Source organism: Halanaerobium salsuginis, from assembly GCF_900114545.1.
GTDB classification, from domain to species: Bacteria; Bacillota; Halanaerobiia; order Halanaerobiales; family Halanaerobiaceae; genus Halanaerobium; species Halanaerobium salsuginis.
This window is the reverse complement of sequence record NZ_FOTI01000036.1, coordinates 1-26,428: the sequence shown is the minus strand read 5'-3', so window position 1 is coordinate 26,428 and position 26,428 is coordinate 1. Positions and strand designations below refer to the sequence as shown.

Below are 26,428 nucleotides of genomic sequence, written 5' to 3'. Positions count from 1 at the left end.
GTTTGGGAGTCTAAAAAAGATAACCAGATTTAGTCCCTGAAAAACTGAGAGTTCAACAGCCTCGCCATTAGTGTTCACCAGTAAGTTTTGAGTACAAAGGCAGCTGCCTGCTAAAGCAGCAGAAAACAAATAGGACACAGCATACGTGTTAGGAGTTCATATCAGTCTCAGGGGATCAGACTTTTAAAGTAGTCATGTAATTACATGCCACAAGGGGGATCAAAATCTACCCTGGATATCTTTAAATATCATTATATCAGGGACTAAATCTAAAATTAATGGAAACAAGAAAGTTTATATTTAAATGGTGATATATTTCAATATCACTAAGTATATTATACGAGGGGTAATTTAGATGAAAGTAGAATATATTAACCCTTTTATTGCGGCAGTAAATAATATTTTCCCCCAATTAGGTTTTAATGATGTTAAAAAGAAGGATATTTCAATTATAAAAGATAATAAAGAACGAACAGGAATTGTAATGATGCTTGGCCTTGTAGGTGATGTTGAAGGTAATGTTGCCTATTATCTTTCTTTTGAAAATGCTAAAAAGATTGCTGCTCAAATGATGATGGTTGAAGAATTAACCGAGCTTGATAATATGGCTAAAAGTGCACTTTCTGAATTATCGAATATGCTAACTGCTAATGCAAGCATCAATTTTGCTCAAAATGATCTTGAAGTTGATATTTCTCCACCAACAACTATGTTCGGAGAAAAGTTTAAATGTGAAATGAATTCTGACAAGATAATTGCTATTAAAATGGAGATTGATGGCATTTTATTAGAGTTGAATATTTCTTTACTTTAAATTTAAAATATAAATGAAAAATAGTTAAGGATGATGATCTTTTATGGCTAAAAAAATAATGGCTATTTTTGGAACAAGGCCAGAAGCAATTAAAATGGCTCCTTTATTAAAAGCACTACAAAAAAACAGCAATTATAAGTTAGTACTTACTGTTACAGCTCAGCATAGAGAAATGCTTGATCAGGTACTAGAATTATTTAATTTAAAGGCAGATTATGATCTTGATATAATGCAAAAAAAACAAAGTTTAAATGGAATTACAGTTAAAATAATTAAAAATTTAGCACCGATTTTAAAACAAGAAAAACCAGATTTATTATTAGTTCACGGTGATACAACTTCTACTTTTGCTGGTGCTCTGGCTTCCTTTTATCAACAGCTAAAAATAGCTCATATTGAGGCTGGGCTTCGTACTCATAATAAATATTCTCCTTTTCCCGAGGAAATAAATCGCCAATTGACAGGAGTATTGGCAGACCTTCATTTTGCACCAACAATTAAAGCAAAAGAAAATTTGCTCTTAGAAAATATAAATAAAGAAAAAATATTTGTGACTGGCAATACAGTAATTGATGCTTTGTTATCAGTAGTAGATAGCAATTATAAATTTGCAGATTCTACTTTGTATAATTTTGATTTTAAGCATAAGCAGACAATTTTATTAACTACGCATCGTCGTGAAAATCTTGGCGAACCAATGGAAAATATTTTTCGGGCAATCCAGAAATTAACTGATAAAATTAGTGATTTAGAAGTTATTTTTCCTGTTCATTTAAATCCTGTAATTAGAGAACTGGCAGCAGAAATGTTAGGAGATAATTCACAGATTCATTTAATTGAACCACTCGAATATTTACCATTTGCTAACTTGTTAGCTCGAGTTGATCTTGTTTTAACTGATTCGGGAGGAATACAAGAAGAAGCACCAGCTTTGGGAAAACCAGTTTTAGTTTTGCGTGATACTACAGAAAGGCCGGAAGCAATTAGTGCTGGAACTGTAATTAAAGTAGGAACTGATTCGGAGAAGATTTATCAGGAAAGTTTTAATTTATTAACTAAAAAAGAGCTTTACCAACAGCGATCTTCTGCTGTTAATCCTTATGGTGATGGTAAAGCAGTTCAGCGAATAATTAATGCTCTAGATTTTTTCTTTAAATTCACCTTTGAAAAACCAGCTGATTTTTTAGCAGATAACTAAATTAATTTTTCCAAAAAGCAGGATTTAATTATTGTCTCTTGAATTATATAAATTAGCAAGAACTAATAATAGTAATCAAACTTAGTTAACAGCTGAGCAGAAGGAGGTAATAAGATTGGATTTTAACATTGTAATTGCTGGAGAAGCCGGACAGGGCCTCAAGACAGTTGAGGGTCTTTTAACGAAAACCTTTTCCCGGCATGGGTATTACTTATTCAGTACAAAAGATTATATGTCACGAGTTAGAGGTGGGCATAACTTTATGCAGGTACGGATAAGTGATCAGAAAGTTGCAGGTCCAGATGAAGGTATTGATTTGCTTTTAGCTCTCAATAAAGAGAGTGTTGATATCCATCGTTCTGAAATGGATGAACAGGGTACAATTCTGGCATCTATTGAAGATGATGCTGAAAATGTGGTAAACATTGATGCTAAAGAGATAGCAAAAGAAGTTAATCCCAGAGCAGTGAATACCGTTTATGTTGGAGCAGCTTTTAAAATTCTCGGTTTACCAACAGTAGAAGCAGAAGAAGCAATTAGAGAACATTTTGCTGATAAAGAATCAGTAATTGATGACAATCTTGAATTACTTAACAAAGGTTATCAAGCTGTAGAAAAGTTATATGATTTAGATGATTTAGGTGCAAAAGAAAACAGAATGGTTATTGACGGTAATAGTGCAGTTGGTCTGGGGGCTGCCCTGGCTGGTGTAAGTTATTATGCTGCCTACCCAATGTCACCATCAACTGGAATTTTAACCTATCTCGCCGGCAAACAAAAGGAACTTGGCATAGTTGTTGAGCAAGCTGAAGACGAAATAGCAGCCATTAATATGGCACTGGGAGGTACTTACAGTGGCATGCGCTCTATGACAGGAACATCTGGTGGAGGACTTGCTTTAATGGCAGAAGGCGTTGGTTTAGCAGGTATAACTGAAACTCCAATTGTAATTGCTGATGTTCAACGTCCAGGACCAGCAACAGGACTGCCAACCAGGACTGGTCAGGGTGACTTACTGTTTGCAGTTAATATTGCTCAAGATGAATTCCCTTTAATGGTACTTGCACCTAAAGATCAGGAGGATGCAGTTTATCAGACATTTAGGGCTTTCAATCTGGCAGATAAGTATCAACTACCAGTTATTATTTTATCTGATCAGTTTATTGGAGATGGTTCTAAAACAATTGATAAAATAGATCTAAGCGATCTTAAGATAGAAAGAAATCTTGCTGATCCTGCTAAAATTAGTGGTGATTATAAGCGCTATAAACTTACTGATGATGGTATTTCACCTCGCGCATATCCAGGACAACTCGAAGGTCAAGTTGTTTTAATTGATAGTGATGAACATGATGAATTTGGCCATATTGTTGAAGATGGCGAAACTAGAAATAAGATGGTTGCTAAAAGAGCTAAAAAAATTGAAAAGTTAGTTGCAGAAGACTTATTAGAACCAGACTATGAAGGACCAGAAAAGCCGGATTATGTTCTGGTTGGTTGGGGTTCAACAGCTGGTCCAGTTCAGGAAGCCTGTACAATGCTGGCTGATGACTATAAAGTTGGTAGGTTATCTTTTAATGATGTCTGGCCATTGCCGACTAAAACTATCCAGGAAAAAGTAACAGCTGGAGCAGAACTTATTTTTGTAGAAAGTAATTATAGTTCTCAATTTGCTCGTTTAGTACGGAGTGAAACAGGGATTGAAGCTGATTATAGTATTTTAAAAGATGATGGTCGACCATTTTCTGGTCAAGAAATTGCAAATAGATTTAAAGAAGAGGTGAATAAATAATGGTAGATGTTAATGCTTATCAGGCTGATCGAGAAACTGCCTGGTGTCCTGGTTGTGGTAATTTTCCTTTGAGAACCGCTCTTGCTGATGCTTTAGCAGAAATGGATCTTAAACCAGAAGAAGTAACCATGTACACCGGGATTGGACAGGCTGCTAAAATGCCTCATTATTTAAAAGTAAATGGGTTTAATGGTTTGCACGGAAGATCACTTCCACCTGCAATTGCAATGAGAGTTGCCAATCCAGAAATGACAGTAATTGTTGAATCTGGTGACGGCTGTAGTTATGGTGAAGGTGGTAATCATATTTTGCATAATATTAGACGAAATTTAGATATTATTCACCTTGTTCATGATAACCAAATTTACGGATTGACAAAGGGACAAGCTTCTCCTACAAGTGGTGAGGACATTGTAACTCCGGTTCAGCCGTATGGAGTTAATGCTGAACCTTTTAATCCAGTTAGATTTGCTGTTGGTATGAAAGCTAGTTTTGTTGCCCGGAGTACTGTTGGAGATCGTGAGCATTTAAAAGCTATGATTAAAGAAGCTAAAAAACACCGGGGCTATGCTTTAATTGATATTTTCCAACCATGTGTTTCTTTTAATAAAATTAATACTTATAAATGGTATAATGAGAGAGTTTATAAGCTAGAAGATCATGATCCAACTGATTACGAAGCAGCAGTAAAAGTAGCTAATGAGTTTGGCGATAAAATTCCGATTGGTATAATCTATCGAGAAGAAAAAGCTACTTTTCGGGATAGAATTCCCTATCTAGAAGATAAAGCTTTAGTTGAGAGAGAGGTAAAACCTCAAGATTTAGAGTTTTTATTAGCTGAGTTCCAATAAAAGTAGATTATAATTAAATAATATAAATAAATAGGATATATCTTAAACTATTGGAGGAGGAAAATTAATAATGAATATTTATGATTTTGCAATTGATTTTGAAATTAAAAACCGTGAGTTTTATGAAGATTGTGCTGCTAACACTGAACATGAAGAAATAAAACAGGTTTTTCTAGAATTGGCTAAAGAAGAAAAGAAACATGAAAACATAGTGAGACAATTAAAAGCTGAAAAAAAGGTTGACGAAGTAGAATCTGGTATTTTACCAATGGCTAAAGATGCTTTTGATAAAATATCTAAAAATATGCCTGGCGATAGTGTAATGGGACAACAACAGGTAGATATTTATAAAAAAGCTAAAGTTATGGAAGCAGATAGCTATAATTTTTATCTTGAAAAAGCTGAAGAATCTGATCTGCCAGCTGTTCAAGAAACTTTTAAAAAGTTAGCTAAAGAAGAAAAGAAACATGAAAAAATTATGGATAATATTGTTGAAATGGTTGATCGTCCTAATACCTGGCTCGATGATGCTGAATGGTATCATCTGGAAGATTATTAAGTATAAGCTAATTACTTAAAGTTAAATATATTTAGTCCAATAACCCCTGGATCCAAAATTTATTATAGATTTATGGAATTGTTTTTTTGGTATTCTGCCGCTTAAAGTTTTTTGGAAAAGTCAAATTACTTGTAAGTGTAATTCCTATCTTAATTTTGGGTTCAGGGTTATTTTATTTTAAATAAGTAAAATTTAGTTAATTATTGTTTCTTTCTGACATTTTTTTGCTAAACTACTATGGATATTAAAAATACTATCCAGATGTGGAGAGAGACTGGCAAATATTTTTTTACAGGACTTTTAATTTTTTTAGCAAGAATTACTGATGTTTCGTTAAGTACAATTAGGGTTTTAATGATTTTTAAAAGCAGAAGAATTTAGGCTGCTTTTATTGGCTTTTTTTGAAGTTAGTATTTATATAATTGTTCTTTCCCGATAAAAGAAATAAAGGAAAATAGTTTTGTGATATAAATCATAGAAGATTATTTGAGTTAGTATATAATTATATCTGAGTTGAGATTATTAGTTTCTTTTTTTAAAAGTTATTAATATTGCTGTTGTAAATCTATTTGATTACAGCACAGCAAATTATAAATCCAATGAGGAGGATTAATTATGTCTATGTTTTGTTATCAGTGTCAGGAAACTGCTAAAAATGAAGGTTGTACTGTGCGAGGTGTTTGTGGTAAAGATGCCAAGGTCGCCAATTTGCAAGATCTTTTAGTTTTCGTTTTAAAAGGGATTTCAATTTATGCTGAAAAGGCCAGAGCAGAAGGAACTGACCTTTCTGCAAAAACTGCACCATTTATTATGGAAGGCCTGTTTGCTACAATTACTAATGCAAATTTTGATGCGGAAAGATTTGAAAATTTAATTAAAGAAGCTTTTGAATTAAGAGCTGAAATTAAAGCCGAGTTTGAAAAAGCTTATAAAGATAATCATGGTCAGGAATTTACTGGTTCTTTACCAGAGCAAGCTACCTGGTTTAGTGATAATCTAAATGATTATTATGAAAAAAGCTCTAACGTTGGGGTACTAGAGACTGAAAATGTTGATGTGCGTTCTTTACGTGAGCTTGCTACATACGGACTTAAAGGTATTGCAGCTTACGGTGATCATGCTAGAGTTCTGGGTAAACATAAGCAGGAAATAGATAGATTTGTCCAGAAATGTTTAGCTGCTACAACTGATGATAGTCTTAGTGTTGATGATCTTGTTGCTTTAGTCATGGAAACTGGTGAAATGGCTGTACAAACTATGGCTCTATTAGACGAAGCCAATACCTCTACTTATGGACACCCTGAGCCAACTGATGTTAATATTGGAGTTAGAAATAATCCAGGAATTTTAATTAGTGGACATGATTTAAAAGATATGGAAGAACTGCTCGAGCAGACAGCAGGAACAGGAGTAGATGTTTATACTCATAGTGAAATGCTGCCAGCTAATTCTTATCCAGCCTTTAAAAAATATGATCATTTTGTTGGTAATTATGGTAACTCATGGTGGCATCAGGATAAGGAGTTTAAATCATTTAATGGACCAATTTTAATGACAACAAACTGTATAACTCCTGTTAAGGATTCTTATCAAGAGCGTATTTTTACTACTGGTATGGCAGGTTATCCTGGTGTTAAACATATAGCTGATCGTAAAGAGGGAGAAAGTAAAGATTTTTCTGAAATAATTGAATTAGCTAAAAAATGTGAGTCTCCAGTTCAATTAGAAGAAGGAACAATTCCCGGGGGTTATGCTAGAAATACTGTGATGAGTGTAGCAGATAAGGTAATTGCAGCAGTTGAAAACGGTGATATTGGGCGATTTGTAGTAATGGGTGGTTGTGATGGTCGTTTTAAAAATAGAGAATACTTTACTGATGTTGCAAAAGAACTACCTGAAGATGCTGTAATATTAACAGCTGGATGTGCTAAGTATCGTTATAATAAGCTTGATTTAGGTGATATTGGTGGCATACCGAGAGTTCTTGATGCTGGTCAGTGCAATGATTCTTATTCTTTAGCCTATATTGCTCTTCAGCTTAAAGAAGCAATGGGAGTTGATGATATTAATGACTTACCAATTTCTTATGATATTGCCTGGTATGAGCAAAAAGCAGTAGCTGTCTTGCTTGCCTTACTTTCACTGGGAGTAAAAGGAATTAGGCTTGGTCCGACAATTCCTGCTTTTATATCTGATAATGTTTTAAATGTTTTAGTTGATAAGTTTGATATTAAACCTGTTGGTGATGTAGAAGCAGATGTTGCAGCAATTATGGCAGGTAAATAAATCAATTTCAAAGGAAATAAGTTTTAAAGAAGTTTAGTTTTATTAATTGAAGTAAGTAAAGCTAAAACACCTACTGCTGTTTTAACAGCAGTAGGTGTTTTTATTTAATAATCAATATTTTTACATATAAAATAATAATTTATTTAATCTTAAAATATTATTTTAATTTAAATTTACTAATTAATTCTTTTAACTTAGTTGACATTGTAGAGAGGTGGTGTGAAGCAGAAACTATTTCTTCAGTAGCAGCAATCTGCTCTTGACTGGCAGCAGCAACTTCTTCTGCATTACTTGCTGCTTCATCACTAACGGCAGCCACATTGCTTACCATATTGTTTACATCAGAACTTAACGATGTCATTGCTTCTGTTTCTCGCTCAATAGTATTTATTAAACCACTTAAATTAGCAACAGCATCTTCAATATTAACAAAAACGCTGGCTGTATTTTCAATAACTTCTACACTGGTATTAACAGCTTTTTCAGTGCCATCCATTTTCTGAACAGCAGTAGCAACTCCAGCCTGGATTTTTTCAATTAATTTAGAAATATTATCTGTTGCCTGAGCTGATTCTTCAGCTAATTCTCTAACCTCATCAGCAACAACTGAGAATCCGCGTCCTGCTTCACCAGCACGAGCAGCCTCAATTGCTGCATTTAAAGCAAGTAAGTTGGTCTGCTGAGATATGTTATTAATTAATTTAACAATTTCTCCAATTTCCTCAGAAAGATTACCTAAATTATTAATTGTGACAGATATTTCAGCTGAATCATCTTTTAAGCGTTTAACTTGACTAATTGAAGCTTGCATCGACTCAGTTCCCTGTTCAACATTATTTTTAACTGTTTGCGAAGAACCTCCCATTTCAGCTGACATTTTTTTGGTTGCTTTAATATAATTGAGTAGTTCTTCAATATTTTTACTAGTTTCTTCAATTTGAGCAGATTGTTCTTCAGCTCCCGAAGCTACATTTTCAATAGCAGCTCCAACTTGCTCAGCAGATTTCTCTACTTCTTCACCTGAAGCAGAAAGTTCTTCACTCTGCGAACTAAGTTCAGTTATTTCATTCTGGATTTCATTAATCATATTTTTTTGAGAATTAATAGTTTGATTATATGCCTGAGCCAACTGGCCAATTTCATCTTGATTTTTAACTTTCAAATTATGAGTTAAATCTCCAGCAGCAATTTTTTTCATTCCAGTTAGAACTAAATTTATATTTTTAGAGATGTAGCGAGAAATAAATAAAATAATTATGATAAAAATGATAGCTGCAGCTGCTAAAAAGAGCAGAATAGCAAAATATATCTGACGAATAATAGAGTCCATTTTTGTTTCAGTTTTATCAATTTTACCTGCAATTACACCTTCATATGTACCTGCACCAATTATGTAGTTTGTTCCCGGTATTTTAGTTACATAGCTAATTTTATTTTCTGTTTCTCCAGTCTGAGGGTTATTGTAAATATAATTAACAAAGCCCCCACCATTTGCTGCAGTCTTGACGATTGAGCGCAAAATATACTTACCATTACTGTCCTGAAGATCCCAGCGGCTTGTACCTTCTAGTTCAGGACTTGGTGGTAGAGAAATTGTATTTCCCTGTGAATCATAAATGAAGAAATAACCTGTTTCACCAAATGTTATCCCCTTATTATAGTTTTTAAGCATAATCATTAATCCATTTTCAGTTAAGCCCATACTTTGTTTAGTAATTAGCTGACCTAGATAATTGGCTGCAATTTCTGTTGAATTTTCAATTCTCTGTTTTTCTAAATCAAGCAGAGAACTTTTAACAGTTAAGCTAGTTTGTTGATTTAGATTTTTAAATTCATAATTCAAAAAATAACCGGCTATGATAATTAAAATAATGAAACTAATCCCAATAACTGTAAATATTTTTTTAGCAATACTTAAGTTTTTAAACATAATAATTGTTGGACCCCCATTTTTAATTAAGAATTTGAAAATTATTCTAAATTATTATACCATAAATATTTATAAAAAGGAAAATAAATAAAATTAAGATAAAAAAATAAGAGAGAGTTCTAAATTTGTTTTAAGACTATTATTTTAGGTTAAATTTTTTAATTTTTCGAGCTGATAAATTAATATTTTTTTACGAGAAGTTTTAATTAATCCTTTATTTTCAAACTGATTTAAAATCCGGGAAACAGTTTCACGACTGCTACCAATCATACTGGCCAGTTCTTGCTGAGTTAAAGCAATATCTAGACTAATCTGGTCTTTATCATTTTTAAGACCATATTTCTGACTGAGAAATAATAATAATTCAGCAACCTTAGCTGAACTATCTTTAAGAGCTAAATCACGGACATTTTTTTGCGCTCTCCGCAGCCTGCCGCTCATTTCTCTAAGTAATTTAATGGCGATATTTGGATATTTAAGGATTAGATTTTCTAGTTCTGTCTGTGCAAAGACAATCATTGTAGTCTCGGTAATAGTAATTGCAGAAGCAGGATAATTACCCTTATCAAAAGCAACAATCTCAGCTATAATGTCATTATCACTAAAAATATTTAAAATTTGTTCAGAACCATCAGCAATCATTTTGGTTAATTTAACCTGACCTGATTTAATAATAAAAAATTTATTACCAGGATCACCTTCAAAGAAAATATATTCACCTTTTTGATAATTTTTTTCAAAAGCAATTTTTTCAATTAATTTTAGTTCATTTTCATTCAATAAACTAAAGAATGGAATTTTCTTAACTAATTTCATTTATTTCACCTCAGTGTAATTTACTATCTTTAATAATAAATAAATTCTAAGTTAATTGCAAATTTTTATTACTTGAGTGAGATTGGTCACAGAAGAAACTTTAGTTAAATGCTAAACTTTAGTTAATGAAAAAAGTTAAGGAGTGTTATTAAAATGAAAAACAGTATTATTAATGTTAATAAAAATCTTTTTGAACTCACAGAAAAATATAGATCAATAATTCCTCTTTTAGTAAAGCAGGGATTTACTCAGTTAAATGATCAAGTTAAAAGAAAAGAATTTGGTGCTAAAATAACTCTAGCTCAGGCAGCTGCATTAAAAGGAATTAATTTAGACAAATTAGTTGACTTATTAGAAAATGAAATCAGAAAATCAGATTATGAATCAAAAACAGGAGCTAAGATTAAGGTTTCTGGTTCACTGCCCTGTCCCGTTAAACTTCCTTTAACAGAAGAATTAACAAAAACTGCTTCTCAACTTGATTTTCAGGTAGAACTAGATTTAAAATCTGCTTCGCAAGGCTTAGAATGGCTTAAACAAGATTTTGCCGAAATTGAATCTTCAGCTAGTTTAGCAGATATTTTTATTTCAGCTGGCTTTGATCTTTTCTTTGATCATAATTTAATGGATCGCTTTCGTCGGCAGAATGTATTTAAAGATGCAAGCGGAATTACTGAATTAAATCAAGACTTTGTTAAAGCTGGTGCTGATCTTTTAGATCCAGCAGGTGACTACTCAATTTTGAGTATAGTACCGGCAGTTTTTATGGTAAATAGCGAAGAACTAGGTGATCGAAAAATTCCGCATAGTTGGGCAGATATTCTACAGCCTGAATTTGCTGATAGTGTTAGTTTGCCAGTAAGTGATTTTGATCTTTTTAATGCAATTTTATTAAATATTTATCAAAGCTATGGTAAATCAGGAGTCCAGAATTTAGGGCGGGCAATGAAGAAAGCCCTGCATCCCTCTCAAATGATTAAAGAAGGGGGCAGAAAAGCAGCTGATCAACCAGCAATTACAATCATGCCCTATTTCTTTACTAGAATGGCTAAGCGTTTTCCTCATTTAGAATTTATCTGGCCAGAAGATGGAGCAATTGTTTCACCTATTTTTATGTTAACTAAACGAGAAAAAATTGAGCAGCTGCAGCCAATAATTGATTTATTAGCTTCTAAAAAAATTGGAAGAATATTAGCCGAACAGGGTTTGTTTCCCAGTGTACTTCCAGAAATTGATAATGGGCTGCCTGAGAATGCTAAGTTTATGTGGCCGGGCTGGGATTTTTTAAGAAATCAGGATCCGGGCCAGCTATTAAAAGATCTGGAAAATGAATTTAATCAAGCAGTGGAGGTGGCAAAAAGATGAATGTAGTAACTTTTTCTGGCCCTCCTTCTTCCGGAAAGACTGCTGTTATTTTAAAAACAATTGCAGCTCTCCAGCAGAGAAAACTACAGGTGGGGGTAGTAAAATTTGACTGTTTATATACAGATGATGACGAACTTTATCAAAAAGCTGGTGTTCCTGTTAAAAAGGGTTTATCGGGCTCACTTTGTCCAGATCATTATTTCGTCAGTAATATAGAAGAAGTTGTGCAGTGGGGAAAAAAACAGAAACTTGATCTTTTAATTACTGAAAGTGCAGGTTTATGTAATCGCTGTTCCCCTTATATTAAAGACATTAAAGCTATTTGTGTCATAGATAATTTAAGTGGTATTAATACCCCTAAAAAAATTGGACCAATGCTTAAAACAGCAGATATTGTAGTTATTACCAAAGGAGATATTGTATCACAAGCTGAACGAGAAGTTTTTGCTTCTCGGGTTAGTACAGTTAATCCTGATGCTCTAGTTATGAATGTCAATGGGTTAACTGGTCAGGGAGCTTTTGAATTTTCAACTTTGCTTTATGATAAAGCTGACAATATTGAAACAGTGACTGGTAAGAAATTGAGATTTTCGATGCCCTCTGCAATGTGTTCGTACTGTTTAGGAGAAACTCAAATTGGTGAAGAACATCAATTGGGAAATGTCAGAAAAATAGAATTGGGTGATGATTAATGTTTAATCAGACAGAGCTTAAGAATAAAAAGATTAGCGAAATTATAGCCGAATATCCTTATACTGAAAATTTTTTTAAAGAACAAAAACTTGTTTTAAATGATCAAGAAAAAAATTTAAAAGAAATTTTTCAAAATTTAAGTCTTGAAGCAAGAGAAGATGTTGTCTTCGATCTGGAACAATTTACAGCTAGTTTGCTTTCTTATATCGAAAATATGCAAGAATTTTTAGGTGAAACTGATTCTGTAGTTAAAACTTTATCTATTTTAGCTGGTAAAGATAAATCAGGATATCCAGAAAATTATAAACAGCTAAATATTAAAAGTGGAGAAATTATTTCAATAGTAGGCCCAACTGGTTCTGGTAAGAGTAGACTCTTAGCAGATATAGAGTGGACTGCTCAGGGAGATACTCCTACTGAAAGAAAAATTTTAATTAATGACCAGATTCCTGATAAAAAATGGCGGTTTACCGGAGGTAAAAAATTAGTCGCTCAGCTTTCTCAAAATATGAATTTTGTGATGGACTTATCAGTTAAAGAATTTTTGCATTTACATGCCGAAAGTCGTCTGGTTGAGCAGGAAGATGCTTTAGTGGACAGGATATTTGAAGAAGCAAATCAGCTGGCAGGAGAAAAATTTGCTGCTGAAGCCCAGATAACGAGTTTAAGTGGTGGCCAATCAAGAGCTTTAATGATAGCAGATACTGCTATTTTGAGTTCTTCTCCAATTATTTTAATTGACGAAATAGAGAATGCTGGTATAAACCGGGAAAAGGCACTAGAGTTATTAGTTGGAGAAGAAAAGATAGTTCTGATGGCAACTCATGATCCTGTTTTAGCTTTAATGGGAGATAAACGTATAATTATCAATAATGGTGGAATAGCTGATATTATTACAACAACTGCAGAAGAGAAAAAATTGCGCAGAGAACTACAGATATTAGATAAATTATTGGGAGATTTAAGAGAAGATCTTCGTTATGGTAAAAAATTAGGCCAAATTAGTCAGCAGCTTACTGCAATTAAGCTGATTAATTAGTTATTAAATAATTAAATAAATTTTCAGGACTCACTCTGCTTAAGTAGAGTGAGTTTTTGTAATTTAACTGAATAACTTTCAATTATTGCTTAAAAAGGATATAATTAAGTTAAGATTCAAAAATTTTTATTTACAGACTGGAGGTTAATAACATTGAAAATTAACTATCTTGATGGTAAAAGAGCCTATTCTGCATTTTTAGCAGGAGCTAATCGGGTTATTAGCCAACAGCAATATCTAAATGAGATTAATCTTTTTCCAGTTTCAGATGGTGATACAGGCAGTAATCTAACTTATACTCTGTCTACTATCTGTCGAGAGAGTACCTCTCAAAAATCTTTAGCGGCTCTTTTTACTGAACTTGGTAAAATTGCTTTACAAGGTGCACTGGGTAATTCGGGTATTATTTTTGCTCAGTTTATTAATGGTTTTGCAAAAAATCTTGATAAAGCTGAAAAAATTAAATTAATTAAATTTGCAGAAACTGTAGAAGCAGCTGTAGATTATACGTACCGGAGTCTGGCTAATCCAGTCGAAGGGACGATTCTAACTGTAATGAAAGCATGGGCTGATTCATTAAAAAATCAGAGTAGGCAGACACAAGATTTTGTTGTAGCTCTTGAAAAATCACTTATTAAAGCCAGGTATTCTTTAAATCAAACTACTCAACAGCTTGAAGTTTTACGGAAGGCAGCTGTAGTTGATGCGGGAGCTAAAGCTTTTGTTCTTTTCTTAACAGGTATAATTGATTTAATCCATAAGGGAACTTTGGCAAATCAAAATTTTGAATTTGCTGGAAATATTGCTGACCAATTAGCTAAATACAGCAGAGAAGAATTAAGCTCTGCAGAATTTGCTAATAAAAAAATTGAATTTCGTTATTGTACAGAAGCTTATTTAGAAAATTTACAAACTACAGTTGTAGAATTAAAAGATAAATTAAAAGGTTTAGGCAATTCTTTATTGGTTGCTCAGTCAGGACAGCGAACTAGAATTCATATTCACACTAATATTCCGGCTAGAATTTTCAATATTTTAGCGGCAGAAAGTAGTTTTATTAAGCAAAAAGTAGATGATATGCAGCTGCAGCAGGCAGTTAAATATAATCAGCACTCTAAAATTGCTCTTTTAACAGATTCTATTGCTGACTTACCGCAAGATTTTAAAGATAAACATCAGATTCATATTTTGCCGCTGAATATTTTAATTGGTGGCGAAAAATTTATTGACCGTCTTGCAATTAAAGCCTCTGATTTGTTTGAACTAACTTCTAAATTGCCTGAATTTCCAACTTCAGCTCAGCCGACTCCAGAAACTATTAATCGTAAGTTGACTTATCTAGCTGAATATTATGATTCCATAATTGTAATAACTGTTTCTTCTGCAATGAGCGGTCTATATTCAGCTGTTAAAAAAGCTGCTAATAAATTGATTTCTACAGCAGAAATATCTCAAATTGAAGTTATTGATTCTAAAACCAATTCTGCTGCTCAGGGGCTGTTGGTTATGGAAGCGGCCAAAAAGATTGCTGAAGGTAAAAGTTTTACAGAGATAGTTTCATTCTTAAAAGCAGTCAGAAATAAATTATATATTTATGTCAGTGTTTCTGATTTTAAATATATGATCCGTGGGGGGAGAATAAAATCCTGGAAGGGTAAATTAGCTAATTTAATAAATCTCCATCCGATTATTTCTATTGACAGCAAGGGCCAGGGGATGATAAAAACAAGGTCATTTAGTAAAAAAGCTAATCTGAATAAAATAAAAAACATTCTAAAAAAACATGAAGAGAAGAATGGCATAGCTAATTTAGCAATTGTACATGGAAATGACCAGCAGCGGGCTCATGAATTTGAGCAAATGATAAATAACTTATTAAATGTAAAAGTAGAATTTGTGGAAGAAATATCTTCAGTAGTTGCTTTAAATGCTGGCAGTGGTAGCACAGCAGTTGCTTTATTAGAAAAATAATAAAAAGTGAGGAGTTGTTCTAAAAATGACTGATCATATTTATGAACAGTTATTAATCTTTTTATTTGTATATTTTTCTATAATTTTCTTAATTGCAGTTCTGCGTCATAATAATTCGCTGGTTGATATTGCCTGGGGGTTTGGTTTTGTTTTAGTTAGTAACTTTGCTCTTTACTTAACTACTAATTATTATTTCCGTTCTATTTTGATTGTATTTTTAGTTAGCCTCTGGGGAGTACGGTTAAGCTATCATCTCTGGCAGAGAAATTTTGCTCAACCTGAAGATTTTAGATATGCTAAATGGCGTAAAAAATGGCGATATTTTTATTTAAGATCTTTTTTGCAAATTTTTATGTTACAGGGTATTTTACTTTTTATAATAGTTTTACCAGTTATTAGAATAATTTCTAAACCGGCAACTGGGTTTAAAATTATAGATTTATGTGGTCTTAGTGTCTTCTTATTTGGTTTAGGTTTAGAAATAGTAGCTGATGTACAGCTGCATAAGTTTAAACAAAAATCGAGCAATAGTAGTTCAGAAAAAATATTAAAAAGTGGAGTCTGGAAATATAGCAGGCACCCTAATTATTTTGGCGAAATGCTTGTTTGGTGGGGAATATTTTTAATCAATACAGCAGTTCCGGGTGGTTGGAAGTTTATTTTTAGTCCTCTTTTAATTAGTTATTTGTTGCTTTTTGTTTCGGGAGTTCCTTTATTAGAGAAAAGATATGCTGTTGATCAAGAATACCAAGAGTATGCAGCTAAAACTAATAAGTTTTTTCCCTGGTTTCCAGATAAATAATGGCTAGGAGGTAGTAAAAATGAGTGATTTTATTAGACCAAATGTAATTTTAAGTAAATGTTTAGAATACTGTAATTGTCGTTATAATGGTGACAAAGTTTCTGATCAATTTGTCAGGGAACTGGCAGATTTTGTTAATTTTATTCAGGTCTGTCCAGAAGTTGAAATTGGACTCGGAGTACCTCGTAATTCCATTAGACTGATTAAAGACGAAACTGGCTATCATTTAGTGGATTCAATGACTGGTGAAGATCATACTGCTAAAATGGATAGCTTTATTGAAAAATTCACAGCTGATGTAGCTGCAGAGGAAATAGATGGTTTTATCGCCAAAAATCGTTCTCCTTCTTGTGGCAGTAATGATGTTAAGGTTTATCCTGAAGCTGGTAAGGTGGCTGCATTAGGTGAAAAAAGGGCAGGCTATTTTACTGCTAAGTTAGCTAATATTTTTCCCAATATATTTATTGAAAATGAGGGCCGCTTAAAAAACTTTAAATTGAGAGAAAATTTTTTAATTCAGATTTTTATGCTGGCTAAATTAAGAGAAATAATTGCCAGTAATGAAATAAATAAGTTAATTAAGTTTCACAGCAATAATAAATATTTAATTATGTCATATCATCAGCGCGGCTTAAATAAATTAGGTAGAATTATAGCTAATCATCAAAAAGGTAAAACAGCAGCGACAATGTTAGAATATAAAAAGCAGCTAATTGAAACCATTAAAGTAAGACCTGATACTGGAAAAAGATATAATATGTTACAGCATATTTTTGGTTATGTATCTTCTGATATTAGTCGAGAAGAAAGAGAATATTTTATTGAGGTAGCAAGGAGTTTTAAAAAAGACAAAGTATCTTTTTCTCTGCCGCTTGCTATTTTAAAGGCCTGGATTATTAGATTTAAAGTTGATTATTTAAGTAAACAAACTATTTTTGAACCTTATCCAGCTGAACTGATTAATCGCAGTGATTCTGGTACAGGAAGATTATAGTTTTAGCTAGAATATCTAGAATATAATGAATAAAAAGTTAAAACTAGGTGAGCTTTTATTTTGCTCACCTAGTTTTACATTAACTATACTTTTGAAATCATATTTATTGGCAACAGTTTAATTTTATCTGATTATTTTTCCCATTCAGTATGAAAAACACCTGTTTTATCTTTGCGCTGGTAAGTATGGGCTCCAAAGAAATCTCGCTGTGCCTGGATTAAATTAGCTGGTAATTCTGCACTTTTAAGACTATTAAAGTAATTAAAAGCAGCTTGTAAAGCAGGCAAAGGTAGTTCAGCCTGAGCAGCTAGAGAAAAAATCTGAGGAGCTGCTTTAGCAGCTGAAATTAAATCCTGTTTAAATTCACTGCTGGTTAGTAAAGTAGTTAATTCTGGCTGATTAAGATAAGCTGAACGAATTTTTTCGAGCAGTCCGGAGCGAATAATACAACCTGCTTCCCAGATCCGGGCTATTTCTTGATAATTTAGCTGGTATTCATATTCTTGAGAAGCAGCTGTTAAAAGTTTAAACCCTTCTGCATAAGCAACTATAGTTGTTAAATAGAGCAAAGATTTAAGTTGAGGGATAATTTCAGCAGCTTGAACTTCTGGCTGATCTGGTTGGGGGAAATGTTGGCTATTAGCTGTTCTTTCTGTTTTTAAAGCAGAAAGCAGGCGAGCGTTAACTCCAGCATTAATAGTTGGAATAGCAACTCCAAGTTCGAGTGCGCTTTCAACACTCCACTTACCAGTTCCTTTCTGTTTTGCTTTATCTAAAATTATATTAATTAATTTTTCACCAGTTTCTGGATCATCTTTTTCCATTATTTCAGCTGTTATTTCCATCAAATAAGCTGAAAAATCTTGATTCCAATCAGCAAATAAGTGACCTATTTCAGCTGGTTTAAAATTGAGAACTTTTCTGAGAAAATCATATATTTCAGCAGTGGCTTCCATAATACCATACTCAATTCCATTATGAACCATTTTAACATAATGACCAGCAGAACGGGGGCCTAAATAGCCGACACAATTACCCTGTTCTGTTTTAGCTGCAGCAGACTGCAAAATTTCTGCAATTTCCTCATAAGCACTTTTATTACCACCTGGCATAATAGATGGTCCGTGCAGAGCACCTGCTTCACCGCCACTAATACCAACACCTAAATAGCGGATACCTTTGTCTGCTAAATTTTCTAGTCTTTTTTCAGTATCACTAAAATGAGAGTTCCCACCATCAATAATAATATCATCTTTTTCTAAGAAAGGTAATAAACTATCAATTACTAAATCGACTGGTTTACCCGCCTTAATCATTAGCATTATTTTACGTGGTTTTTGTAAAGAATTAATAAAATCTTTAATTTGATAAGTAGCTTTTATTTGTTCACTAGTAACTTTATTTTCAATAAAATCTTTAGTTTTACTATCAGTTCTATTATAAACTGCCAAACTATAATTTTTTGCAATATTAAGTGCTAAATTTTGTCCCATTACCGAAAGACCGATTAGGCCAAATTGATAATTATCCATTTTATTAACCTCCATTTATAGTTGAGCCAAAATAGATTCTATTTCGCCAGCTGCAAAAAGATAAGCTCTAGCTGGTAGCCCATCACTATTAGCTATTTTTAATAATGATAATAATAAAAAGTATGAATCAGCAGGTACCTGGTTCAGTCGTAATCCTTCTAAAATTATAATTTTATTTTTTAGTAAGTTCTTATGAGTTGGATGTTCACTCTGGTTTCTTTCAATACCATTGGTGTCAATGCCAACTCCTTTGATTTGCTGTTCAATTAAATATTCAGCTCCACTTTGATCAAGATAAATAAATTCAGCAGGAGTTTCTTCTAAAAAGCCAGGTTTAGAGTTAATAGTCTTTAGAATGATAAAATCATTTTTATTAATTTTAAACTTCTGTAAATCAGATGCTGAAATACTTTTTTTAACATCTGTTAAGTCAAGCAGTTTAGCTTTATAAAAAGGTTTTTCATCAAAAAAGAGATTGCCTGTTTGTCCATCCTCTAGCATGTGTAATGGTGCATCAATATGGGTTCCAGTGTGGACATTCATTTCCAATTTAGTTTCATGAGCATCCCCAGTTTTAAAGTCACGATAAACTTCCAGTCGTGGTCTAATCTCGTCTTTACCTTTGTAAACAAGCATATCTTTGGCAATTGTCATTGAAATATCATACATTTTATTTCCCCCTCTGTTGCTAAATACTATTTAAGTTAGTCCCACCATTTACGACCATCAGCTGCCAGAAGTTGTTGAGCAGCTTCTGGGCCATTACTTAGAGCAGGATATTGGTGCAGTTTAATTGATTTTTCTGTTGTTTTTTGCTGTATTTTATCAATGAATTTCCAGGAGTAAGAAACTTCTTCCCAGCTGGTAAATAAAGTTTTATCGCCATTAAGCATATCAGTAATTAGAACTTCATAATTTTCTGGTGAATTAAAAAACTGCTGACAGCTTTGGCAAAATTCCATATTAACTGGAATTATTTTATTGTTGCTGGCCGGTTTACGGGTATTAAAACGTAAAGAAACTCCTTCATCTGGTTGGATTTTTATTAAAAGTAAATTATTTTCAATTTGCTGGTTCTGGTAAGCATTATGAAAATTACTTTTGAATTCAATCGCTATTGTGGCTTCCTTTTCTTTTAAACGTTTTCCTGATTTAAGATAAATTGGAACTCCCTGCCAGCGCTGGTTATTCAAAAATAATTTTAAAGCTAGAAAAGTAGCTGTTTCAGAATCAGCTGGAATCTCATCTTCATCACGATAAGATTTTATCTCTTGCTCATTAATTATGTTGCTGTCATATTGACCGCGAACTATATGTTCGTCAATATTGCTTAAGTCATTATCGGCTAACTCTTTAAATACAGCTACTTTTTTTTGAGATATTTCTGCAGCTGTTAATTCGCTTGGTTCTTCCATAGTAATTAAAGATAATACCTGTAGCATATGATTTTGAAACATATCTTTAATTACACCAGCATCATCATAATATTTTCCTCTGTCTTTGACACCTTCAGATTCGTTTAAATAAATTTGGATATTATCAATTTGATTTTTATTCCAAATAGCTCTAAAAATAGGATTGGTAAGTCTAATGACCATAATATCCTGTATCATTTCTTTACCAAGATAATGATCAATTCTAAAAATATTTTTTTCTGAAAAAATTTCAGTTAGATTTTTATTTAACTCTTGAGCAGATTCAAGATCATGCCCAAAAGGTTTTTCAATTACTAATCGTGATTTATTTTTGCTAAACCCTACATCTAATAAATTAAATTTTTCTAATTTTTGAGCTAGAGAAGCGAAAAAACCAGGTGCAGTTGCTAAATAAAAAATCCTATTACTTGGTTTTTCAGCTGCAGATTTATCTTCCAGGAATTTTTTTAGTTTAATAAAATCATCATCATTAGTAAAAGATAAATTAAAATATTCTATTTTATCACTCAATGACTGCCAGATTTTATCATCTATAGTTTCTTTTTTTGCTTTTAAGGAATTATAAAGTGCCTGTAGATATTCTGCTTGATTCTCGTATCGTCTCCCGGTCGCAATTAGATTATAATTGGGCGGGAGGATGTTTTTAGCAGCCAGGTTATAGAAAGCAGGAATTATTTTATTATGGGCTAAATCACCTGTACCACCAAAAAGGATAAATTGAAAATTATTTTCTATATATTTTTGATCCTTATCTTTAACTAAATTATTAATTAAATTTTTTTCCATTATTGACACCTCCCAAAACTACTTCTAAACTAACACAAAGTTATTATCTTTACTGTAAATAGATTAACAAATTTTAATAACCTAATTCTTCTCCAACTAAAACAACTTTAATTCTCCCCGGATGTTTTGACCTTCTAGTAATTACTGTCTGGCAGCAGATGGTATCTTCTAATTGACAGTCATAACAGCTGCCAGTCTTAGTACAGGGAGTATTTTGATCAAGTCTAATTGCATTGATAGGAGCAGCCTGATTGCGGATTCTCTGTCGAGCTGCTGCTTCATCGCTGACAACTTTATTCATTCCTGCTATAATAATAATATTTTTGGGCCCATAGATTAAAGCTGCCAGACGATTGCCATTACCATCTGTATTAACTAATTTGCCGTCAGTTGTTATCGCATTGCTGCTCATTAAATAATAATCAGCCTGTAAGGCTTTGTAATAGATAGCTTCTACTTCAGACCTGGTTTGAACCTGATCACGATCAAGCAGCTGGTAGTCTTTAGTTTTAAGTTCTTCTAATATCCCGCATTCGTTTAAAGTCATTGATCCTCCCCAGCTAATTGACTTTTTTTCTGGAATTAAGCTCATCACTTTAGCTACTGCTGTTATAGAATCTTTGCAGTAGAAAGACTCTATATTACGTTTAGCAAAATTTTTAATTAGAGCAGCAGCTTTTTTTTGGTAATAAATCTTTTTACTCATAAAATAATCAGTCTCCTTTTAAAACAAATAATAATTTTTAATTTAGTTTTTTCAAAGTTAAATTTTAATTAAGAACATATTTATTTAATTAACCAATTTAAGGTTGATTTCCTGCCTTTTTAGTTTTTAATCTGGAAAAAAAGTGGAAATAATACTTAAAATCTGCTATCATTTAAATAAGTATTATTGATTAGTCTGGATAAACTAGGAGCTAATTAAATACTAAAAGGAGTGATTTTATGGATGTGAATGCTGCAATGCAGAGTCAAATTGCTAGTGTCCAACAATCACTTAGCATGTTTGGTCTCCAACAGGCTATGGGAATGGATGCAGGCAGTGTTTCGAAACTTATTGAAGGTATGCAGGAAACAACTGCTGCTGTCAGTCAAGCCAGGGCTGCTGGCCCGGGCCGAGGTCAGAATATAAATGTGATGGCCTAATTTTTAGAGAAGAGCCTTAAATAGGCTCTTTTCTTTGTGGGAAATCAATTAATTATTATTTATAATAAATCCAGCTGAAAGTGGTGATTAAGTTGTCGGAAAAATATAAATTTTCCCTAATTATAAATTTTATTATGATATTTATTTTATTAAGCTTTAATTTTAATTCTGTGCTAGCAGCAGATTCCAATTTGGCAATAGATAATAAGAAATTAACAATTGCTTTTGTGCCGCGTTCACTTGATAACCCAATTTTTTTGGATGCTTTTGAAAAATCACAGCAGCAGGCAGTTCAGTTAGGAATTAAGCTAGAATGGGTTTCTTCTTTTACTTATGATGCAGAAAAGCAAATTTCTATAATTAAAAGTTTAATTAAACAGCAGGTTGATGGTATGATTGTCAGTGTTAATAATACACCTGATTATATAGAAGTTATTAACCAGGCAGTAGCAGCTGGAATCCCAGTTGCTACTTTTGATGCTGATGCTCCGGATAGTAAGCGCCTGTTCCATATAGGGATTGATAATTATAAAGCTGGTCAGGCAACAGCAAGAGGTTTGCTTAAAGTACTTAGGCAAGAAGGAATTGATTATCAAGGTCAGGCTAAAAAACTGCAAATGATGATTATGACTGGAGTTAGAGGAGCTCTCAATCTAGATAGTAGAATTGCAGGCTTTTCTGATACAATAGCAGATAGTAATATTGTGTTGAGTGATATAGTTGAGAATCAGGATAATGTAAATCTTTCTGTAGAATTATTAGAACAATATTTACAGAAAAATCCCCAGATAGATATCATATTTTTTGCAGGAGGGTGGCCTTTTTATGTACCTGCAGAAGCCCTGCCTAATTTTCAAAAATGGGCAGCAGAAGGTGGGATTGCAGTAGGAATTGATATATTCTACGATGCACTGCTGCTTGAGCAGCGGGGGTTGTTAAAATATCTAGTTGGACAGGATATGTCTGCAATGGGTTCTCGGGGATTGCTTGCTTTATATAATTATCTTATTGAGGGAGAAAAACCACCTGAATATATTGAAACTGGACTTGAAATTGCTGATAAAAATAATTTAAAGCAGCTTTTACAAACACATCAACCCTGGCGGGTTAAGTAAGGTGCTGATGAGATGATAAATAATTTATTTAAAAAAATTGCTAATGGAATTGAAATTCATACTATCAGAACTAAGCTCATTATTTCTTTTCTGTTAATTGCTCTCCTGCCGATGTTATTTTTTGGTCTGCTTTCTTTTAATATTTATCGGGGTGAGATTAATAATAGAATTGCTGCTTATTCACAAGAAATGGTCAAACGGATGCGGCGTGATCTAGAAGATTATATTATTGAAATTGAGCAGTTTCTGGCCCGGGATCAAGATTTTTACATTAATCAATTTATTAAGTTGACTCAGGTAAATGATTTTCGCAATAATCGTAAATATAGTTTTAGAATCTGGGAAGATTTTAATAATTTAAAGCAGATGAAACCAGGTTTGCGTGATATTGCAATTACATTTCAGGATGGTCGCAGAATTAGCAGTTATGGCCTGTATAATATAGATATTAAAAAATTTAAAAAAAATTTAGTTAAAGGAGAAGAAAATGAACTTTATTTTCTGCCGCCACACAGAAATTATTTTCAGCAAGAAGTTGTTAGTTTTGTTAGACCATATTTTCCTGAGATTGCAGCTGAGAATGTTTTAATTTCAGCTGATATTGATCTCAATTTTTTAGCTAATTTAACTGATTTTCAGCTGGGAGAAAAAAGCTTTTTTTTCATTGCTGATCAGCAAGGTAATATTATTTACCATCCTGATAAAAATAAGATTGGCAGCAAAAGTGTGCTTTTTGCAGGTGGTTTTTCTAATCGAAAGCTAACTTTAAATGGAGAAAAGTATTTATTGACTTCTACTTTTTCCAGATTGGCGGGCTGGTATATTATTAGTATGGCTTCGGCTGATGAAGTTGAAGCTGAGTTGAATTATTTAACTGATATAACTATTTATTTAACTTTGTTTATTTTATTAATTATTATTTTATTAACAACATATCTTTCTTCAGCCCTTTCACAGCCAATTAAAAAATTACAGGAATTGACTCATCGTGCCTCAGAAAATGATCTTTCAGTAAAAATTGATATTAAAGGTAATGACGAAATTGCTCAGCTTGGCCAGAGTTTTAATAAAATGATTAGTCGAATTAATGATTTGATGGAGCAAAATGTTAAAGAGCAAAAATTACTGCGTAGATTAGAAATGGAAAGTCTTGATAACCAAATAAAACCTCATTTTATTTATAATACACTTGATTTAATTATTGGTCTTCTGGAGAGCAAAAACTTTGATAGAGCTACTCAAATGGTCGAAGCTCTCGGTAAATTTTTTCGCTTGAGTTTAAGTCACGGCAAGGAAATGGTTTTAATTAGGAATGAAATTAATCATGTTAAAAACTACCTTTATATTCAGCAGTTCAGGCATGGAGAAGAGTATGAATATATTGTTGATGTTGAAGATATAGCGGTACTGGATAAGCATATTCCGAAACTTATTTTACAACCCCTGGTTGAAAATGCAATTTATCATGGCCTTTTACCAGCAGAAAAGAAAGGTCTGGTAATAATTAAAGCATATCTTAATAATGGCTTTATTTATTTTAAAATCATTGATAATGGAATTGGAATATCAGCAGCTATGACAGCAGAAATTAATGCAATTTTACAGGGTGAAATTCAGGTAAAAGAAGCTAAAAAATATTTTGGACTGCGCAATGTTAATCGCAGGCTTAAATTAATTTATGGCAATAGTTCTGGTTTGAGTATAGAAAGTGTTAGTGGTGAAAAGACAATTGCTACTATTAAAATTGATTTAGAGGGAGGTAATTAGTTTGATTTTTAAATTACTGCTCGTTGATGATGAAAAGCCAATCCGGCATAAGTTAATAAATAATACAGATTGGGAAAAATCTGGCTACCAAGTTTATGCTGCTGCAAACGGAGAAGCAGCCCTTGCACTAATAAAAGAGAAAGAAATTAATATTTTAGTAACAGATATTCAGATGCCAAAATTAAGTGGGATGAATCTAATTGAAGAGGCTAAGAAAATTAGACCTCAGTTAAAAATAATAATTATTTCTGGTTATGCTGAGTTTGAATATGCACAGCAGTCAATCCGGTTTGGAGTTAATGATTATCTTTTAAAACCATTTCGATCTCAAAAATTGTTAGAGGTTGTTAATACTGCTCGTGATCAGATTCTTAACAAACAAAACCAGGCAAGTGAGTTAGCTTTACTACAAAAGGAAATTGCCGACTATATTGACCACAGTCAAGCTGATCCCTTTTACAGCTGGCTTAATGATGAAAAGTTCATTGAAGAGCAGTCTTTAATTTTAAACCAACTTGATTTAAATGCTGTTCTAAAAAGAGGCAGCAAGGATGATATTTTAAAAATAGTTAATAAAATTGTTGTTAAAGTTGATCAACTTGCCTTAAATAAAGAAAAAATAGTGTTATTTTTAAATAATTTAATTCTAGAAAGTTTTAAAATAATTAAAGAATTTGATTATCCAATTGAAGATCTGCTTGTTTTAATTGATAAGCAGCATCTAAAAGATATTATTTATGCTGATTTTCAAAAACAGAAATTAGCAATATTTTTAAAAGAATTCTTGTTAAGATTGCATGACTTACTTACTTTTAAGCCTGGAGAACAAAAACAGCAGTTGATTGCTGAAATGAAAGATTATATTGCCCAAAATTATCAGCAGGGAATTACTTTAAATCAATTAGCAGTTAAGTTTAATTTAAGTACAGGTCATTTAAGTAATCTATTTCAGGAAGAAACTGGGGAAAGTTTTAGCGATTATTTAAATATGCTGCGCCTTGCTAAAGCAAAAGAGCTTTTAAAAACAACAGATAATTTAGTTTATCAAGTTGCGGACCAATTAGGATTTAATGATGCTTATTATTTTAGTTCCTGGTTTAAAAAAATGGTTGGAACATCACCCACTACTTATCGTGAAAATATTAATTTGTTTTAGTTTTATTATAATTATATTTATATAAAAAAGCTTAGTAACTGCCTCTATTTAAATAAAGGCAGTTTTTTTATAGCTATTTATTTTAACAAATCTTTTAGGTAAAACAAAAAATTTTCTAGGTAAAAAAAATATATTACATGGTTTAATTTACTGTTTTTAGATAAAATTTAGATAAATCAAATAACTCAATTGAGAATTATAAGTTTATATAAGTAAGCGAATTTCATAAAAATAAGCCTTGATATAACAAAGATTTTAATGATATAAAAAGGGCTTCACCCCATCTTGTCGAATTAAATAGTAGCACCCATAAAACCCGAAAGAAGGTGAAGCCCTATTAATAATATTCGACAAGAGTGTCTCTTTCCCTTTGAAGAATT

At 32.4% G+C, this 26,428-nt stretch carries 23 protein-coding genes; 17 read left to right on the top strand and 6 right to left on the bottom strand.

Translation table 11 applies throughout. The annotated features are described in order from the left end of the window. Positions 1-355 precede the first annotated feature (355 nt). The 7 genes from BMZ74_RS10815 to hcp all read left to right on the top strand — a co-directional run bounded on the left by BMZ74_RS10815 (position 356) and on the right by hcp (position 7,500). Positions 356-814, top strand: a complete 459-nt coding sequence (locus BMZ74_RS10815) for a chemotaxis protein CheX (protein ID WP_089862248.1) — start codon at positions 356-358, stop codon at positions 812-814. 43 nt (positions 815-857) lie between these two features. Further along, positions 858-2,012 (top strand): non-hydrolyzing UDP-N-acetylglucosamine 2-epimerase, encoded by a 1,155-nt coding sequence (wecB, locus tag BMZ74_RS10810; RefSeq protein WP_089862247.1) that lies wholly within the window; start codon positions 858-860, stop codon positions 2,010-2,012. A gap of 115 nt (positions 2,013-2,127) precedes the next feature. After that, positions 2,128-3,804: a 2-oxoacid:acceptor oxidoreductase subunit alpha gene (locus BMZ74_RS10805; RefSeq protein WP_089862246.1), complete on the top strand. Its 1,677-nt coding sequence runs from the start codon at positions 2,128-2,130 to the stop codon at positions 3,802-3,804. Continuing rightward, a complete protein-coding gene (locus tag BMZ74_RS10800) occupies positions 3,804-4,655 on the top strand; it encodes a thiamine pyrophosphate-dependent enzyme (protein WP_089862245.1) in 852 nt (283 codons plus the stop codon). Before BMZ74_RS10805 ends, BMZ74_RS10800 begins: the two co-directional genes overlap by 1 nt. A 70-nt stretch (positions 4,656-4,725) precedes the next feature. Next, positions 4,726-5,214, top strand: coding sequence for a ferritin family protein (locus tag BMZ74_RS10795; RefSeq protein WP_089862244.1), 489 nt, complete (start codon positions 4,726-4,728; stop codon positions 5,212-5,214). 237 nt (positions 5,215-5,451) lie between these two features. Continuing rightward, positions 5,452-5,595 (top strand): hypothetical protein, encoded by a 144-nt coding sequence (locus BMZ74_RS14540; protein WP_177181430.1) that lies wholly within the window; start codon positions 5,452-5,454, stop codon positions 5,593-5,595. Between the two features lie 240 nt (positions 5,596-5,835). Continuing rightward, entirely contained in the window at positions 5,836-7,500 is a 1,665-nt protein-coding gene (hcp, locus tag BMZ74_RS10790; protein WP_177181431.1) for a hydroxylamine reductase, read from the top strand. Positions 7,501-7,657: 157 nt separating this feature from the next. On the opposite strand, the gene BMZ74_RS10785 is transcribed toward hcp, so the two are convergent. Both BMZ74_RS10785 and BMZ74_RS10780 read right to left on the bottom strand, forming a co-directional pair. Next, a complete protein-coding gene (locus BMZ74_RS10785; protein WP_245750873.1) occupies positions 7,658-9,430 on the bottom strand; it encodes a methyl-accepting chemotaxis protein in 1,773 nt (590 codons plus the stop codon). Positions 9,431-9,574: 144 nt separating this feature from the next. Further along, positions 9,575-10,246, bottom strand: a complete 672-nt coding sequence (locus tag BMZ74_RS10780; RefSeq protein WP_089862241.1) for a Crp/Fnr family transcriptional regulator — start codon at positions 10,244-10,246, stop codon at positions 9,575-9,577. A gap of 153 nt (positions 10,247-10,399) precedes the next feature. Here BMZ74_RS10780 and BMZ74_RS10775 point away from each other — a divergent pair, with 153 nt between their 5' ends. The 6 genes from BMZ74_RS10775 (at position 10,400) to BMZ74_RS10750 (ending at position 17,110) form a co-directional block, all read left to right on the top strand. After that, positions 10,400-11,611 carry an ABC transporter substrate-binding protein gene (locus BMZ74_RS10775; protein WP_089862240.1) on the top strand — a complete coding sequence of 404 codons (1,212 nt, stop codon included), beginning with the start codon at positions 10,400-10,402 and terminating at the stop codon, positions 11,609-11,611. Then, positions 11,608-12,303: a GTP-binding protein gene (locus BMZ74_RS10770; protein ID WP_089862239.1), complete on the top strand. Its 696-nt coding sequence runs from the start codon at positions 11,608-11,610 to the stop codon at positions 12,301-12,303. The genes BMZ74_RS10775 and BMZ74_RS10770 overlap by 4 nt, the downstream gene beginning before the upstream one ends. After that, a complete protein-coding gene (locus BMZ74_RS10765; RefSeq protein WP_089862238.1) occupies positions 12,303-13,343 on the top strand; it encodes an ATP-binding cassette domain-containing protein in 1,041 nt (346 codons plus the stop codon). Before BMZ74_RS10770 ends, BMZ74_RS10765 begins: the two co-directional genes overlap by 1 nt. A 153-nt stretch (positions 13,344-13,496) precedes the next feature. After that, complete coding sequence (locus tag BMZ74_RS10760) at positions 13,497-15,314, top strand: DegV family protein (RefSeq protein WP_089862237.1); 1,818 nt, start codon at positions 13,497-13,499, stop codon at positions 15,312-15,314. Positions 15,315-15,339: 25 nt separating this feature from the next. Next, on the top strand, positions 15,340-16,116 hold the full coding sequence (locus BMZ74_RS10755) for a DUF1295 domain-containing protein (RefSeq protein ID WP_089862236.1): 777 nt from the start codon (positions 15,340-15,342) through the stop codon (positions 16,114-16,116). Between the two features lie 19 nt (positions 16,117-16,135). Continuing rightward, the gene (locus tag BMZ74_RS10750; RefSeq protein WP_089862235.1) at positions 16,136-17,110 is read left to right on the top strand and encodes a YbgA family protein; all 975 of its coding nucleotides are present in this window, start codon (positions 16,136-16,138) and stop codon (positions 17,108-17,110) included. Positions 17,111-17,241: 131 nt separating this feature from the next. On the opposite strand, the gene gndA is transcribed toward BMZ74_RS10750, so the two are convergent. The 4 genes from gndA to BMZ74_RS10730 form a co-directional block, all read right to left on the bottom strand. Next, positions 17,242-18,642: an NADP-dependent phosphogluconate dehydrogenase gene (gene gndA / locus BMZ74_RS10745; protein ID WP_089862234.1), complete on the bottom strand. Its 1,401-nt coding sequence runs from the start codon at positions 18,640-18,642 to the stop codon at positions 17,242-17,244. A 15-nt stretch (positions 18,643-18,657) separates the two neighbouring features. Beyond that, positions 18,658-19,311, bottom strand: a complete 654-nt coding sequence (locus BMZ74_RS10740; RefSeq protein WP_089862233.1) for a cyclase family protein — start codon at positions 19,309-19,311, stop codon at positions 18,658-18,660. 35 nt (positions 19,312-19,346) lie between these two features. Next, positions 19,347-20,864, bottom strand: coding sequence for a glucose-6-phosphate dehydrogenase (zwf, locus tag BMZ74_RS10735; protein ID WP_089862232.1), 1,518 nt, complete (start codon positions 20,862-20,864; stop codon positions 19,347-19,349). A 73-nt stretch (positions 20,865-20,937) separates the two neighbouring features. Continuing rightward, the gene (locus BMZ74_RS10730; protein WP_089862231.1) at positions 20,938-21,570 is read right to left on the bottom strand and encodes a lactate utilization protein; all 633 of its coding nucleotides are present in this window, start codon (positions 21,568-21,570) and stop codon (positions 20,938-20,940) included. A gap of 239 nt (positions 21,571-21,809) precedes the next feature. Between BMZ74_RS10730 and BMZ74_RS10725 the strand changes: the two genes are divergently transcribed. The 4 genes from BMZ74_RS10725 to BMZ74_RS10710 all read left to right on the top strand — a co-directional run bounded on the left by BMZ74_RS10725 (position 21,810) and on the right by BMZ74_RS10710 (position 26,048). Then, on the top strand, positions 21,810-22,010 hold the full coding sequence (locus tag BMZ74_RS10725) for a hypothetical protein (protein ID WP_089862230.1): 201 nt from the start codon (positions 21,810-21,812) through the stop codon (positions 22,008-22,010). A gap of 191 nt (positions 22,011-22,201) precedes the next feature. Then, positions 22,202-23,125: a substrate-binding domain-containing protein gene (locus tag BMZ74_RS10720; protein ID WP_177181429.1), complete on the top strand. Its 924-nt coding sequence runs from the start codon at positions 22,202-22,204 to the stop codon at positions 23,123-23,125. Between the two features lie 12 nt (positions 23,126-23,137). Then, positions 23,138-24,892, top strand: coding sequence for a sensor histidine kinase (locus BMZ74_RS10715; RefSeq protein WP_089862228.1), 1,755 nt, complete (start codon positions 23,138-23,140; stop codon positions 24,890-24,892). Position 24,893: 1 nt separating this feature from the next. Then, positions 24,894-26,048, top strand: coding sequence for a response regulator transcription factor (locus BMZ74_RS10710; RefSeq protein WP_089862227.1), 1,155 nt, complete (start codon positions 24,894-24,896; stop codon positions 26,046-26,048). Positions 26,049-26,428: the final 380 nt, after the last annotated feature.

Excerpts from the sequence above, each read along its gene's own strand:
- BMZ74_RS10815 (WP_089862248.1), top strand. The coding sequence starts at position 356 with ATGAAAGTAGAATATATTAACCCTTTTATTGCGGCAGTAAATAATATT.
- wecB (WP_089862247.1), top strand. The coding sequence starts at position 858 with ATGGCTAAAAAAATAATGGCTATTTTTGGAACAAGGCCAGAAGCAATT.
- BMZ74_RS10800 (WP_089862245.1), top strand. The coding sequence starts at position 3,804 with ATGGTAGATGTTAATGCTTATCAGGCTGATCGAGAAACTGCCTGGTGT.
- BMZ74_RS10795 (WP_089862244.1), top strand. The coding sequence starts at position 4,726 with ATGAATATTTATGATTTTGCAATTGATTTTGAAATTAAAAACCGTGAG.
- BMZ74_RS14540 (WP_177181430.1), top strand. The coding sequence starts at position 5,452 with ATGGATATTAAAAATACTATCCAGATGTGGAGAGAGACTGGCAAATAT.
- hcp (WP_177181431.1), top strand. The coding sequence starts at position 5,836 with ATGTTTTGTTATCAGTGTCAGGAAACTGCTAAAAATGAAGGTTGTACT.
- BMZ74_RS10785 (WP_245750873.1), bottom strand. The coding sequence starts at position 9,430 with ATGTTTAAAAACTTAAGTATTGCTAAAAAAATATTTACAGTTATTGGG.
- BMZ74_RS10780 (WP_089862241.1), bottom strand. The coding sequence starts at position 10,246 with ATGAAATTAGTTAAGAAAATTCCATTCTTTAGTTTATTGAATGAAAAT.
- BMZ74_RS10775 (WP_089862240.1), top strand. The coding sequence starts at position 10,400 with ATGAAAAACAGTATTATTAATGTTAATAAAAATCTTTTTGAACTCACA.
- BMZ74_RS10770 (WP_089862239.1), top strand. The coding sequence starts at position 11,608 with ATGAATGTAGTAACTTTTTCTGGCCCTCCTTCTTCCGGAAAGACTGCT.
- BMZ74_RS10765 (WP_089862238.1), top strand. The coding sequence starts at position 12,303 with ATGTTTAATCAGACAGAGCTTAAGAATAAAAAGATTAGCGAAATTATA.
- BMZ74_RS10755 (WP_089862236.1), top strand. The coding sequence starts at position 15,340 with ATGACTGATCATATTTATGAACAGTTATTAATCTTTTTATTTGTATAT.
- BMZ74_RS10750 (WP_089862235.1), top strand. The coding sequence starts at position 16,136 with ATGAGTGATTTTATTAGACCAAATGTAATTTTAAGTAAATGTTTAGAA.
- gndA (WP_089862234.1), bottom strand. The coding sequence starts at position 18,642 with ATGGATAATTATCAATTTGGCCTAATCGGTCTTTCGGTAATGGGACAA.
- BMZ74_RS10740 (WP_089862233.1), bottom strand. The coding sequence starts at position 19,311 with ATGTATGATATTTCAATGACAATTGCCAAAGATATGCTTGTTTACAAA.
- zwf (WP_089862232.1), bottom strand. The coding sequence starts at position 20,864 with ATGGAAAAAAATTTAATTAATAATTTAGTTAAAGATAAGGATCAAAAA.
- BMZ74_RS10730 (WP_089862231.1), bottom strand. The coding sequence starts at position 21,570 with ATGAGTAAAAAGATTTATTACCAAAAAAAAGCTGCTGCTCTAATTAAA.
- BMZ74_RS10725 (WP_089862230.1), top strand. The coding sequence starts at position 21,810 with ATGGATGTGAATGCTGCAATGCAGAGTCAAATTGCTAGTGTCCAACAA.
- BMZ74_RS10715 (WP_089862228.1), top strand. The coding sequence starts at position 23,138 with ATGATAAATAATTTATTTAAAAAAATTGCTAATGGAATTGAAATTCAT.